This is a genomic window from Phenylobacterium sp., assembly GCF_036821595.1.
Classification (GTDB): Bacteria; Pseudomonadota; Alphaproteobacteria; order Caulobacterales; family Caulobacteraceae; genus Phenylobacterium.
In genome coordinates this window covers 1-12,717 of sequence record NZ_DAISJG010000060.1, presented here as the reverse complement: position 1 = coordinate 12,717, position 12,717 = coordinate 1, and the positions used below count along the sequence as shown (strand labels likewise).

The window sequence follows — 12,717 nt, the reverse complement described above, 5'->3', positions numbered from 1 at the left end:
TAGTCGAAGGTGTGCAGCAGGTTCACCTGCACCCCCAGCAGCACGCCTATGGTCGACAGGATCACCGCCGAGAGGGTCACCACCACGCCGTAGAAGCTGTTGAACTGCCACAGCAGGATCACGAACATCATGAACAGGGTGGCGGCCATGGCGACCATGAAGAACACCGCCGCCTCCTGGCCCTCCTCGTCGGCGCCGACGAATTTCCAGGTGACGGCCGGGTCGAGCGGGGCGGTCTCCAGCCACGGCTTCAGCTCGGCGATCTTCTGGTTGGCCGCCACGCCCTCGGCGGCGTTGGCCTGGACGATGACGATCCGCTGGCCGTCGCGGCGCTGGATCTGGGTCACCTGCTGGGCCGGCACCCGTTTGATGAAGTAGCTCAGCGGCACCGGGCCCTGCGGCGTGGTGATCTTCAGCTGGTTGAACGCGGCCACGTTGCGCGCCTCGGCCGGGAACCGGACGCGGATGTCCAGCTCCTCCTCGGCGTCGTCGGGCCGGAACCGGCCCATCAGCACGCCGCCGGTGAGGAACTGGATGGTCTGCCCCACCGAAAGCACGTCGACGCCGTAGCGGCCGGCGGCCTGGCGGTCGACCGCCAGGTTCCACTCGATGCCGGGCGAGGTGCGGTTGTCCTCCAGCTCGATGAGCTGCCGGTCGGAGGCCAGCTTGGCCTTCACCAGGTCTGCGGCGCGGTTAAGGGCCGCGGGGTCGTGGCTCTGCACCTGGACCTGGATGTCCTTGCCGATCGGCGGCCCGTTCTGCGGCCCGCGCACCTCGATCTGCATGCCGGGGATATCCTGCACCCGGTTGCGGATCTCGTTCTCGATGTCCTTGCCGCGCAGGCCGAGCGCCTTGCGCTCCTCGAAGTCCACGAAGTCCACGCGGATGCGGCCGATGGTGTCGTTGGGCGCCGAGTTCGGCCCGCCGTTCGAGGTGAACCCCCCGGCCCGGACGTAGAAGGACTCCACGCCCTTCACCTCGGTCAGCCGCCGTTCCACCTGACCGACCAGCTCGTTCTGCGCCTCCGGCGAGAGGTTGCCGCGGGCCTTGACGAACACCGCCACGAACTCCGGGTCCTGCTCGAGGAAGAACTCGGTGCGGTGCGGGGTCTTGGCGAACCAGAAGGCGATCAGGAAGACCACCAGGGCGCCGGCGGCCAGTGACCGCGTCGGCCGCTGGCCGAGATAGGTGAGGGCGCGGGCGTACCAGCCCATGAAGCCCTTCATCTCGCGCGGGTCGCCGTGCTCGGACTTCATGATCTCGGCCAGGTGCTCCTCGTCCACCGCGGCCTTGCGTCCGAAGATCGAGCCGAGCGCCGGGGTGAACAGCAGGGCCACGAAGATCGAGGCGCCCAGCACGAAGAACAGGGTCAGCGGCAGGAAGCTCATGAACTTCCCGGCGATCGAGTTCCAGAACATGAAGGGCACGAAGGCGCAGAGCGTGGTCAGGGTGCCGTTCAGCACCGGCCAGAACATCCGCTTGCCCGCCGCGGCGAAGGCCTCCTCCTTGGTCAGGCCCTCGGCCATCTTCCGGTCGGCGTACTCCACCACCACGATGCCGCCGTCGACCAGGATGCCGACCGCCAGGACCATGCCGAACATGACCATCTGGTTGAGGGTCACGCCCATGCCGTTGAGCATCATGAAGGCCAGCAGGAAGCAGGCGGGGATGGCCAGGCCGACCATCAGCCCCTGCCGGATGCCGAGGCTGGCGACGATGATCAGCATGACCAGCAGGCTGGCCGAGATCAGGCCGCTCTCCAGCACCACCAGGGTGCGGCCGATGAACTCGCTCTCGTCGTAGATGTAGTTGACCTGGACGGTGGACGCCCAGCGCTCCGAGTCCTGCTCGACCACGCCCTTCACGGTCTTCACCGTGTCGAGGATGTTGGCGCCGCCGCGCTTGGACACTTCCAGGATGAAGGCCGGATGGCCGTTGAAGCGGCTGATCGAGCCGGCTTCCTTGAAGGTGCGGCGGACGTCGCCGATGTCGCCCACGGTGACCACGCGGTCGCCGTTCTTCTTGATCGGTAGGGCCAGGATGTCGGAGGGGTCCTCGACCACGCCCGGCACCTTCACCGCGAACTGGCCGGGGCCCGAGCGCAGGCTGCCCGCCGGCACCAGCTGGTTGTTGCGGCCGATCACCTGGGCCAGCTCGCCGGTGGTGACGTTGTAGGCCTCCATCCTGAGCGGATCGATGGTGACCTCGAGCACCTCCTCGCGGCCGCCGCTCATGTAGACCTCGACCACGCCGGGCGTGCCCTCCAGCCGCTCCTTCAGACCGCGCGCCACCCGGTGCAGCTCGCGCTCGGGCGCGGCGCCGGAGATCACGATGCCGATGATCGGCTCGCCCGAGAAGTTGGCCTCCTCGATGATCGGCTCCTCGGCGTCGGGCGGGAATTCGCCGCGCGCAAGGTCGACCTGGGCCCGGACGTCCTCCAGGGCCTTGTCCTTGTTGAAGTCCGCCTCGAACTCGAGGGTCACCACGGCCACGCTTTCGCGCGCCACGGCGTTCATCGACTTGATGCCCTGGATGGTCTGCAGCTCCACCTCGAGCGGCTTGACCAGCAGCCGTTCGGCGTCCTCCGGCGACACGCCGGGATAGGGGACCACCACCGAGATGTAGGGCAGGTCGATGTCGGGCTCGGATTCGCGCGGCATCGACAGGTAGGCGAACAGGCCGAACAGGGCGGCGATCAGGGTGACGCCCAGCACCACCTTGCGGCGCTTGATGGCTCCATCGATCAAGGGACCGATCATGCTTTACCGTCTCCCCGGTCGCTCGGCGCTACTGCGCCTGGGCGACGCGAACCTTCTGGCCGTCGGCGACGAAGGACTGGCCGACGGTGATTACGCGCACCGGGCCGGCAAGTCCGCTGACCCAGATGCCCTGCGGCGTCTCCTCCAGCACCGTCACCGGCGCGAAGGCCACGCGGGTATCGGGCAGGACGTAGCGCACGCCCTGTCGCCCGGCGGCGTCCAGCACCAGGGCCGAGACCGGCACCAGGTGCGCCGCGCCCACGCCCGCGCCGACCCGCAGCTCGGCCGAGAGGCCGGAGCGGACGTCCATCTGCCCGTTGGGCACGGCGATCTCCACGCGATAGGTGCGGGTGGCAGGGTCGGCCTCGCGGGCCACGTACCGCACGCGGCCGTTCAGCAGCCGGCCCGACACCAGCCGCGCGCTGGCCGGCGCCCCGACGCTCAGCCGCGCCGCGTCAGTCTCGGGCACGTCGCCGACCACCAGCAGCGGGTTCAGCTCCAGCACCGTGCCGCACGGCTGGCCGGGCGACAGGTAGGTCCCCACCTCGGCGTCGCGCTTGTCGAAGACGCCCGTGAACGGGGCGGTGATGTTGACCTGGGCCAGCGCGATCTCGGCGGCGCGGACCTGGGCCTGAGCGGCGTCGAGCGCGGCCTGGGCCTCCAGCACCTGGGTCTGGGAGCGGTAGCCCTTCTCGGCGAGCTGGGCGGCCGCCTGCCGCTGCAGCTGGCGCGAGCGCAGGTTGGCGCGGGCCTGGTCGAGGGTGGCCTGGCGAGCGTCCACGGCCAGGCGGCACAGCACCTGCCCCTTGCGGACCAGCGAGCCTTCCTGGGCGGGCGTCTGGGCGACGACGCCGGCGGTCTCGGAGCGGACCACCACGGCGCGCGCCGATTCGGTCCGGCCGCGGAGCACCACCTCGAATGGGCGGACCGTCTCCTGGCTCAGTTTCACCTGCACGCTCGGCGCCTCGCCGGCCTTCGCGGGCGCGGCCGCCTTGGCCTGGGCCGTGCTGCTCTCGTCGCCGCCGAACAGGCCGCGCACAAGGAAGAACAGGACGACCACCACCAGCACGGCGATGACGAAAATATGTTGCGATTTCATTCGCATAAGCAGTTCCCCGAGCCCCTGGCTCGCGCGGTTGGCCCCGCCCGCGCGCCGGCTCTCACCTCATGGTGTCCGGCGCTTGTGATGCCACTGTTACGCGAGTGCAAATGAAATCGCGGACAGGTGACGGGGAGGACGGTTATTCTGGCCACGCGGCCACGAGTGCAGCACGCCCGGCCTGATGACGCCGCGTGACCCTATGTCGCACAGTTTACAGAGTAAAGGAAAAACCCTCCGGTGAGATACCTCCACACCATGGTCCGGGTCACGGACCTCGATGCGTCGATCGACTTCTACTGCAACAAGCTCGGCCTTAAGGAAGTGTCTCGCGTCGAGAACGAGGGCGGGCGCTTCACCCTGGTCTTCCTCTGCGCCCCCGGCGACGAGGAGCTGGCCCGCCAGCGCAAGGCGCCGATGGTCGAGCTCACCTACAACTGGGACCCGGAGGTCTACGAGGGCGGTCGCAACTTTGGCCACCTGGCCTATGCGGTGGACGACATCTACGCCGTCTGCCAGCGCCTCAAGGACGGCGGGGTCATCATCAACCGCCCGCCGCGGGACGGCCACATGGCCTTCGTCCGCTCGCCCGACAACATCTCGATCGAGCTGCTGCAGGCCGGCGAGCGCAAGCCGCCCCAGGAGCCCTGGGCGTCGATGCCGAACGTGGGCGCCTGGTAAGGCGTCAGGTCGCGGCCCGGGCGGGCGGCAGCTCGCCCCGGCTGGCGGCGATCCCCAGCTGCAGGCTCTGGGCGATCATCTCGGCCTTGGCCACGAACACCGCCGCGGCCTCGGGCGGGCAGAGCTCCGCCGCCGCCTGCCGGAACAGGTGCAGCCAACGGGCGAAGTGGGTGGGCCGCAGCCCCTCGATCCGCACGTGGGCGGCCATCGGCGCGCCCTTGAAGCGTCCGGTCATCAGCATCACCGACGACCAGAAGTCGCACATCCGCTCCAGGTGCGGGTCCCAGTCGGTGATCACCCGGTTGAAGACCGGCCCCAGCGCCGGGTCGATCCGGATCCGGTCGTAGAAGCTGTGCACCAGCGCGTGGATCATCTCCTCGGTCACGCCCACCGGCGCGCCGGGGGCGATGCGGGCGCGCAGGGCTGCGCGGTCTTCGGCCATGGTGCGGTCTCCGGCGGACGGGGAGGGACATATAGGCCTCCAGGCCGCCGCATCGAACTCCGGCCGACTACGTAGAGAGGGCGCGCGGGTCCTTCGCGTCCGCGCGCCCCGGCCGGTCAGGCGAAGAGGAAGTCGCTGCCTGTCAGAGACGTGGCCCCCACACCCTTGAGCCATACAGACTGCGAGCCGTCGCCCCAGGTGACGAGCGCCCCGTCAGCCCCCTCCCGCGACTCGGCCGTGATGGTCACGTCCGCGAAGCTGTCCGGCGCATCGCCGCCGAGGCCCAGACGGTCCACGCCCTGCTCGAAGTCCAGGACCACGTCGCGGCCGGACAGGTGATCGAACCAGAACTGGTCGGCCCCCGACCCGCCGCTCAGGGTGTCGTCGCCCGAGCCGCCGGTCAGCAGATCGTCGCCGCCGAAGGCGGCCAGCAGGTCGTCGCCGGCCCCGGCGTTCAGCACATTGGTGGCCGCGTTCCCGTTCAGGGTGTCGTTGCCGCCGCCGGAGGCGGCGTTCTCGATGGTCACGCCGTTGGCGATCACGAAACCGCCGTGGATGCCGTGGGCGTAGGAGACGTGGCCGCCGCCGCCTTCCTCGTACTTCAGCGTCGCCGCCCGCAGGTCGATCCGCGCGTCGCGGTCGCCGCCGTAGGTGATCGAATCGATCCCGCCGGCGTCCCAGATCGCCGAGTAGAAGGTGCCGGGCCCGTTGACGTCCTTCAGGACATAGGCGTCGTTCCCGGTCGCGTACTCCTCGTTCACCCCGTACTTGTCCTGCAGGACGGCGATGTCGAGCGGGGCCAGCGTGCCCATCCACCCGAAGTGCTCCACGTCCGTGCCGGTGACGCCGCCGGACTTCGGCTGGCCGTAGGGCGAGAGCGTCCAGCCGTCGTTGTAGGACATGATCGTGAAGACCTGCTGGCTCAGGCCGAATTCGGCGGTCCCGCCGCCGATCACGCTGCCGTCGTCCGAGCCGCGCATGACGCTCGAGCGGCCGCCCGTGTCGTGCGGGTGGGACAGGCCGTGCCCGTGGCCGAACTCATGGAGCAGGGTGGGGAAGTAGAAGCCGCCCTGCTGCAGGCCGGCTTCGGTCCAGCGGGCGTCGCCGGCGTTGAACTCCGCCTGGCCCTCGTTCTCCTCGTTGGGCGGGCTCATCCGGCCGAGCAGGCTCGCGCCGACGCCCGGGGTGCCCTGGTAGGTGATGAGCTTGAAGTCGGCCTCGGCGCGGTTCTGCACCTCGATGTAGACCACGTCGGCCACCTTCTCGTACTCGGCGAAGGCGGCCCGGAAGGCGGCCTTCTCCCAGTCGGCCATGTCCTTCACCTGCAGCATGGTGTCGGTGGAGCCGGGGGTCAGCGGGTTGCTGTCCACGAACAGGTCGCCCTGGCGGGCGAAGTAATAGGTGATGACGTTCTTGCCCTCGACCCCGTAGGTCGGGTTCGACAGCACGCCGGTGAAGGTCGAGCCGTTGTCGCGCGGCCCGTTGTCGCCGTCCGGATTGCGCGAGGTGCGGTCCACCTGGCTGCCCCAGTCGATGGAGTGCAGCGGGCTTTCGAGGGTGTAGAGCGGCTTGTAGGCGGTCCGCGGGTCGGCCTGGGTGACGAACACCTCGTAGTCGCCCACGAAGTCGCCGCCGGTCCCGTTGGCGGCGTCCTGGTCGAAGGCGCGCGCGTTCACATAGTAGGTCCCGTCGGCGGTGGCCGTGTAGGTCAGCACCGCGTCGAAGCCGGAATTGAGCTGGTTGAGGGTGGTGTTCGCGCCGCCGTCGGACAGGCCAACCAGCTTGCCGGCGGAATCGTAGAGCTCGACGAAGGCGTCGGCGAGGGGCACGCCGCTGGGGCCCGCCGTCTTGGCCAGCACGCTGAAGTCGTAGGTTTCGCCGGCCTTCAGCGTCACCTTGAAGAAGTCGAAGTCGCCCGGTGCGTTGATCGTCGAGATCACGTGCGGCCCGTTGACCGTGAGCGCGCCGGCCGTGGCGCTGTCGGCGCCGAATTCGTCGGTCACCAGGTTGGCGGCGGTGAGGGCCGCCAGCGAGGGCTTCGCCGGAGCCTGGCCCAGGGGTTCGCCCGAGGCGTCGCGGTAGAAGGCCGTGCGCAGGCACGACGGGCAGCCGCAGTTCAGCTGGGCGCCGAAGTCGGCGGCCGCGGAGCTGGTGAAGGGGGTGGCGTAGCCGTAGGTCGAGCCCTCGGGCCCAAATCCGTCGTCGACGTAGAATTCGCGCATGTTTCCTCTCGTCCTGGGCGTTGGCACGCAACGATCACGGACGAGAGCCCCCTCGCCGCGAACGGCCCCACCCCGACGAGAACAACGTTCTCAGGATGGCAGGAGTTGAGGCGATACTACGGCGGACTCGGTACGTTTTCGGGCGCGTCCGCCCCAATCGCGACAAGATTTTCCCCCGCGGAACCTCGGCCGCGAAAGAACTGTTTCCCGCTGTTCAGCTGTGCCGCGATCGCGACCCGTCGCATCGTCCGCAGGGACGGTGGCGCCGGTCGACTGATGTCTGGAGGGTCTCGATGGCTCCCGGAGCAGGACTCGAACCTGCGACAAGTCGGTTAACAGCCGACTGCTCTACCAACTGAGCTATCCGGGATCAGGCCGTCGAAGAGGCGGCGCATATACGATGCGATTTGCCGGGGCGCAAGCGGGGCTGACGACACGCCGGGGCGCAGGCGAAAAAAGAGCCCGGCGCGAGCGCCGGGCTGAATAAAGTCGGTGATGGTGGGGTGTCTTCAAGGAAGACATTCATAGAATCTGCCTGCTTGGTTAAGTGGTCGTTAATGTCGGTAAACGGTTCCAAACATTGATTAATTTCGGGCAGGAATCAGCCCCGCCCGGCGAACGCGAGTCTTCGGAATCGGCCCGCCCGGCAAAAGGCGCCTACTGTCGCTGCGCCACGCGGCGCCGCGCTTTGTCGCCCCCGATTGGAGCGGCCCGGCGGATCGGCTACTCCACGACGAATCGATGACGGCCAGGGAGGCGGCGATGCGCATCCATTTCACGGGGATCGCCGGCGCGGGCATGAGCGCCGTGGCCCTGATGATGCGCGACGCGGGCCACGAGGTGTCGGGCTCCGACGCCGACGTCTTCCCGCCGATGTCCACCTATGTGGAGGGGTTGGGCTTCCCGTTCCACCGCAGCTTCGACGCCGCCAACCTGCCGGGCGACCTCGACGTGCTTGTGCTGGGCGCCAGCGCCAAGCTGGGCGGCGAGGACAATCCCGAGGTGGCCGAGGCCCGCCGCCGCGGGGTGAAGGTCACCACCTTCCCCGAGTTGGTGGGGGAGGCGACGCGCGACCGGCTGAACACCGTGGTCGCCGGCTCCTTCGGCAAGTCCACCTGCACGGCGCTGATGGCCCACGTCCTGAAGGAGGCCGACCGCGACGCCGGCTGGATGATCGGCGCGATCTCGCCCTCGCTGCCGGCCACCGGCCACTGGGGAACCGCGCCCGAGGTCATCCTGGAGGGCGACGAGTACATCGTGGGCCCTGCGGACCATCGCTCGAAGTTCGTGCTCTACCACCCCCGCGACGTCCTGCTGACCTCGCTGATCCACGACCACGTCAACGTCTTCCCGACCTTCGCCGACTACGAGAATCCCTTCCGCGAGCTGCTGCGCCTGCTGCCCGCCGAGGGCCTGCTGGTCGCCCGCGACCATCCGGCGATCCGCGCCGTCGCCGGCGAGGCCGCCTGCCGGATCGTCTGGTACGACACCGCCCCCTGCGCCGGCTGGTTCAGCGAGGACGTGGTCTATGGCGAGACCACCCGCTTCACCCTCGTGGCGCCCGACGGCCGGCGGATCGCCATGGCCACGACCCTGCTCGGCGAGCACAACATCGAGAACATCGTCGGCGTCGCCGCCTATGTCCTGGAGCGCGGCCTGGTCTCCGAGGCCGCCCTGATCCGCGCGGTCGCCAGCTTCGCCGGCATCCGCCGCCGCCTCGACCGGCTCACGGCCGCCTCCCGGGTGCCGGTGATCGAGGGCTTCGGCTCGTCCTACGAGAAGGCCCGCTCGGCCATCGAGGCCATGCTGCTGCACTATCCCACCCGGCCGCTGACCGTGGTCTTCGAGCCGCACACCTTCTCGTGGCGCAACCGCGACGCCCTGCCGTGGTACGACACGGTGTTCGCGGGCGTCGCCAGGGCCCTGATCGTGCCGCCGCCGAGCCACGGGGCGGCCAGCCACAACCAGTCGAGCTTCGAGGAGATCCTCGCCCGCACCGCCGCGGCCGGCATCGCGGTGGACGGGGTGCGCACGGCCGACGAGGCGACCGCGGCGCTGAGCGCGCTCAGCGGCGAGGAAGTCGTCCTGCTGCTCTCCTCAGGCCCGCTGCTCGGCCTGCCCGACAGCCTGCCGCCGGTGTTCGAGGCTCTCTACGCGGACGCCGCCGCCGCTTAAGGCCTGGGCGGGGTCGGCTGGACGTACTCGCCGTCGCCCTTCGCCGCCTCGGCGTCCTTGAACTGCTGCCGCTTGGGCCCGAGGTAGCCGAACAGGTAGGCAGCCACCTTGCGCATCTGGATCTCCTCCGACCCCTCGGTGATCCGGTAGCGGCGGTGGTGGCGGTAGATGTGCTCGAAGGGCTTGTGGCGCGAATAGCCCATGCCGCCATGCACCTGCATGGCGCGGTCGGCCGCCTCGCAGACCAGCCGGTTCGCCCAGTAGTTGCACATGGACACCTTGTCCGAGATCGTCTTCTCGACCTCCTTGTGCTCCATCCGGTCCATCTGCCAGGCCGTTTTCCGGATCAGCAGGCGGAGCATCTCGCACTGGGTCTGCAGCTCCACCAGCGGCCACTGGATCGCCTGGTTCTCGGCCAGCGCCTTGCCGAACGGCTTGCGCTCCCGGGCGTACTTCACGCTCTCGTCGATGCAGAACTGCGCCGCCCCCAGGCTCGAGGCCGCCTGCCGGATGCGGTTCTGGTGCACGAAGCTCTGCCCAAGCCCGAGCCCGCGGTCGATCTGGCCCCAGTAGCTGTCCTCCGGCACCCAGACGTCGGTGAAGCTCACCCGCGGGTGGTCCGTCGGCATGTTGAAGGTCCACATGTACTGCTCGACCTTCACCCCCGGCGTGTCCGAGGGCACGATGAAGCAGGTGATGCCGTGGGCGTCGCCGTCCTTCCCGGAGGTGCGGGCGAAGACCATCACGTGGGTCGCCACGTGCATGCCCGTCGTCCACATCTTTTCGCCGTTGATGAGCCAGCCGGCCTTGCCGTCCTTCTCGTGGGGGACCGCCCGGGTCTCCATGAAGGTGGCGTCGGAGCCGTGATTGGGCTCGGTCAGGCCGAAGGCGGTGCGCATGCCGCCGTTCAGCAGCTTGTCGCCGTCGCGCTCGTACTGGGCGTTGGTAGCGAACTCCTTGAACATCAGCACGAATGGGTTGTTGCCGACGATCGAGTGCTCGGTCTGCAGGTCGTTGAACAGGCCCAACCCCTTGGCCGCCAGGTGCTCGCGGATCACCGCCATGGCGAGCTGGGAGCCGCCCTTGCCGCCCATCTCCTTGGGCCAGGCGTAGCGCAGGTGGCCGCCCTCGTCGGCCAGCTTGCGGGCCTTGGCGAGCAACTCCTCCCATTCGTGGCGCGGCAGGCCCTGGTTATCCCAGTCGGTGCGGGCATGCTCGCGGCGATGGTCGAAGAAGCGTTCGTTATCGTCCTGCCGCTGCAGCGGCATGATCACGTCGTCGATGAACCGGTCCAGTTCGGCGAGGTAGTCGACGAGATCCTGGGGCAGGTCGAAGTCCATGGGCGTTCCCTCGTATGGCTCTTGGACGGAGCTTGACGCCGGGGGAGCATTTACAAGCCGCAGGTCAGCCCGCCAGATCGGCAGGTTAGACCATCTGGGAGGTTCCGTCGGGTCATGAGCGGCGAGGTTTCCGAGGCCCTTTCCCGCCTGGCCGAGAGGCTGTCGGGGCCCGACGCCCGGGCCACCGGCGCCCAGCGGCTGTCGGGCGGCGCGAGCATGGAGACCTGGGCCTTCGCCATCGAGGGCCCCGGCGGCAGCGAGGACCTGATCCTGCGCCGGCGCACCGCGCCGTTCGATCCCGAGACCGCCCGCTCGATCCCGCTGTCCACCGAGGCGGCGCTGATCCGCGCGACGGGAGCGCAGGGCGCGCCGGTGCCGCCGGTGCGCCACCTGTGCGACGACGCCGACGGCCTGGGCGAAGCCTATGTGATGGGCCGGATCGGCGGGGAGACCCTGGGCCGCAAGATCGTCTCCGATCCGCGTTTCGACGCGGTCCGGCCGAGGCTCGCGCGCCAATGCGGGGAGGTGCTGGCGAAGATCCATGCGACTCCGCCGCCGCCGGGCCTCGACCTGAAGGTCTCCGACGCCCGGGTCGAGCTCGACCGCTACGAGGAGGTCTATCGCGCCACCGGCGCCGAGCGGCCGATCCTGGAGCTGGCCTTCCAGCATCTGCGCAGGCATCTGCCCGAGCCGTTGGAGCCGGTGCTGCTTCACGGCGACTTCCGAAACGGCAACATCATGTTCGACCCCGAGGCCGGCGTCGCCGCCGTGCTCGACTGGGAGCTGGCCCACGTGGGCGATCCGGCCGAGGACATGGGCTGGATCTGCACCAACTCCTGGCGCTTCGGCCGGCCCGACCGCCCGGTCGGCGGCTTCGGCGACTATGCCGACCTGCTGGCGGGGTACGAGGCCGCGGGCGGGCGACCCGTGCCCCTGTCGCGGGTGCGCTTCTGGCAGGCGTTCGGGTCGCTGCGCTGGGGCGTCATGTGCCTGACCATGTACCTGAGCTGGCAGAGCGGCGTGGAGAAGTCGGTGGAACGGCCGATGATCGGCCGCCGGGTCTCGGAGACCGAGGCCGACCTGGTCGTCCTGATGGAGCAAGGCCTGTGATCACCCATCCGCGGACCGAAGAGCTGGCCGAGGCCGTGGGGCTGTGGATCGAGCAGATCCGCCCGACCCTGGACCCCCGCAACGGCTTCCTGGCCCGGGTCGCCGGCAACGCCATGAACACAATCGTGCGCGAGCTCACCCAGGGCCCGGCCGCCGAGGCCCGCGCGACGGAGAAGATGGGCAAGGTGCTGGGCCGGGAAGGGACGTTCCAGGAGCTGAACGCCGAGCTCTGCGCCCGCATCCGATCCGGCGAGCTGACGCCCGAGACGCCGGGCCTGCTGGCGGCGCTCAAGGCGATCGCGCTCGATCAGCTCGCCATCGACCAGCCGAGCTACCGGCACGAGGGCAGCCTCTAGGCGGCTTCCAGGACCCGGATGATCTCGCTCTCGCGCTCGTTCCAGAGGATCGAGACGCGGGCGGCGCGGGCGGCATGGGCGCCGAGCGCGGTCTTCACCTCGCGCTGGCGGATCCGCTCGGGGGACAGGCGCAGCAGGGTGAAGCCCGAGCCCTGTTCGTCCTCCCGGTCGTGATAGCGCAGCACGGCGTCGACGACGGCGGCCGGCGGCGGCGGGAGACGAGGATCCTCGATCGGGCGGGCGATGCGGGGCTTGAAGCGGCGGTAGCTGGCCATCGGTCCGAACTCCGTTTGCGGGTTTCGATGGTTTCGGTTTTGATCTCCCGGTGCGACAGAATCGGACGTAGAGGTCATGAGGCACGAAAAGGCCGGCCGGCTGCTGGAGCTTGCGCGTCTTCTGGCGAGCACCGCCGAGGGGCTGACGTTGGATGAGATCGCCGAGCGGCTCGGGGTCGGCCGGCGGACCGCCGAGCGCATGCGCGACGCCGTCCGCGAGATCTTCCCGCAGATGGAGGAGGTGGACGACCCGCCGAC

General features: G+C 69.4%; 11 protein-coding genes and 1 tRNA gene. 5 read left to right on the top strand and 7 right to left on the bottom strand.

Features of this window, described 5'->3' with window-relative positions:
- Together V7Z97_RS16950 and V7Z97_RS16945 are read right to left on the bottom strand one after the other, a co-directional pair.
- Nucleotides 1-2,759: efflux RND transporter permease subunit (locus V7Z97_RS16950; protein WP_334164617.1), on the bottom strand; the 2,759-nt coding region annotated here is incomplete at its 3' end.
- A 28-nt stretch (nucleotides 2,760-2,787) separates the two neighbouring features.
- On the bottom strand, nucleotides 2,788-3,858 hold the full coding sequence (locus V7Z97_RS16945) for an efflux RND transporter periplasmic adaptor subunit (protein ID WP_334164616.1): 1,071 nt from the start codon (nucleotides 3,856-3,858) through the stop codon (nucleotides 2,788-2,790).
- Between the two features lie 240 nt (nucleotides 3,859-4,098).
- Here V7Z97_RS16945 and V7Z97_RS16940 point away from each other — a divergent pair, with 240 nt between their 5' ends.
- Nucleotides 4,099-4,539, top strand: coding sequence for a VOC family protein (locus tag V7Z97_RS16940; protein ID WP_334164615.1), 441 nt, complete (start codon nucleotides 4,099-4,101; stop codon nucleotides 4,537-4,539).
- A gap of 4 nt (nucleotides 4,540-4,543) precedes the next feature.
- Here V7Z97_RS16940 and V7Z97_RS16935 read toward each other — a convergent pair whose 3' ends face one another.
- From V7Z97_RS16935 to V7Z97_RS16925, 3 genes are all read right to left on the bottom strand, one after another.
- Nucleotides 4,544-4,981, bottom strand: coding sequence for a group III truncated hemoglobin (locus tag V7Z97_RS16935; protein ID WP_334164614.1), 438 nt, complete (start codon nucleotides 4,979-4,981; stop codon nucleotides 4,544-4,546).
- Nucleotides 4,982-5,097: 116 nt separating this feature from the next.
- Nucleotides 5,098-7,203, bottom strand: coding sequence for a M10 family metallopeptidase C-terminal domain-containing protein (locus V7Z97_RS16930; RefSeq protein WP_334164613.1), 2,106 nt, complete (start codon nucleotides 7,201-7,203; stop codon nucleotides 5,098-5,100).
- A gap of 294 nt (nucleotides 7,204-7,497) precedes the next feature.
- Nucleotides 7,498-7,573, bottom strand: a tRNA-Asn gene (locus V7Z97_RS16925).
- Nucleotides 7,574-7,965: 392 nt separating this feature from the next.
- Here V7Z97_RS16925 and V7Z97_RS16920 point away from each other — a divergent pair.
- Nucleotides 7,966-9,378, top strand: a complete 1,413-nt coding sequence (locus V7Z97_RS16920; protein WP_334164612.1) for a Mur ligase domain-containing protein — start codon at nucleotides 7,966-7,968, stop codon at nucleotides 9,376-9,378.
- Here V7Z97_RS16920 and V7Z97_RS16915 read toward each other — a convergent pair.
- Nucleotides 9,375-10,718, bottom strand: a complete 1,344-nt coding sequence (locus V7Z97_RS16915; protein ID WP_334164611.1) for an acyl-CoA dehydrogenase family protein — start codon at nucleotides 10,716-10,718, stop codon at nucleotides 9,375-9,377. The genes V7Z97_RS16920 and V7Z97_RS16915 overlap by 4 nt on opposite strands.
- Nucleotides 10,719-10,832: 114 nt before the next feature.
- On the opposite strand from V7Z97_RS16915, the gene V7Z97_RS16910 reads away from it, so the two are divergent.
- Both V7Z97_RS16910 and V7Z97_RS16905 read left to right on the top strand, forming a co-directional pair.
- Entirely contained in the window at nucleotides 10,833-11,828 is a 996-nt protein-coding gene (locus V7Z97_RS16910; protein ID WP_334164610.1) for a phosphotransferase family protein, read from the top strand.
- Complete coding sequence (locus tag V7Z97_RS16905) at nucleotides 11,825-12,184, top strand: DUF6285 domain-containing protein (protein WP_334164609.1); 360 nt, start codon at nucleotides 11,825-11,827, stop codon at nucleotides 12,182-12,184. Before V7Z97_RS16910 ends, V7Z97_RS16905 begins: the two co-directional genes overlap by 4 nt.
- Here V7Z97_RS16905 and V7Z97_RS16900 read toward each other — a convergent pair.
- The gene (locus tag V7Z97_RS16900; protein ID WP_334164608.1) at nucleotides 12,181-12,459 is read right to left on the bottom strand and encodes a hypothetical protein; all 279 of its coding nucleotides are present in this window, start codon (nucleotides 12,457-12,459) and stop codon (nucleotides 12,181-12,183) included. The genes V7Z97_RS16905 and V7Z97_RS16900 overlap by 4 nt on opposite strands.
- Before the next feature lie 76 nt (nucleotides 12,460-12,535).
- On the opposite strand from V7Z97_RS16900, the gene V7Z97_RS16895 reads away from it, so the two are divergent.
- Nucleotides 12,536-12,717: helix-turn-helix domain-containing protein (locus V7Z97_RS16895; protein WP_334164607.1), on the top strand; the 182-nt coding region annotated here is incomplete at its 3' end.

What these genes read in the sequence shown, in the direction of transcription:
- V7Z97_RS16945 (WP_334164616.1), bottom strand. Translation starts at nt 3,858, where the DNA reads ATGAAATCGCAACATATTTTCGTCATCGCCGTGCTGGTGGTGGTCGTC.
- V7Z97_RS16935 (WP_334164614.1), bottom strand. Translation starts at nt 4,981, where the DNA reads ATGGCCGAAGACCGCGCAGCCCTGCGCGCCCGCATCGCCCCCGGCGCG.
- V7Z97_RS16930 (WP_334164613.1), bottom strand. Translation starts at nt 7,203, where the DNA reads ATGCGCGAATTCTACGTCGACGACGGATTTGGGCCCGAGGGCTCGACC.
- V7Z97_RS16920 (WP_334164612.1), top strand. Translation starts at nt 7,966, where the DNA reads ATGCGCATCCATTTCACGGGGATCGCCGGCGCGGGCATGAGCGCCGTG.
- V7Z97_RS16915 (WP_334164611.1), bottom strand. Translation starts at nt 10,718, where the DNA reads ATGGACTTCGACCTGCCCCAGGATCTCGTCGACTACCTCGCCGAACTG.
- V7Z97_RS16910 (WP_334164610.1), top strand. Translation starts at nt 10,833, where the DNA reads ATGAGCGGCGAGGTTTCCGAGGCCCTTTCCCGCCTGGCCGAGAGGCTG.
- V7Z97_RS16900 (WP_334164608.1), bottom strand. Translation starts at nt 12,459, where the DNA reads ATGGCCAGCTACCGCCGCTTCAAGCCCCGCATCGCCCGCCCGATCGAG.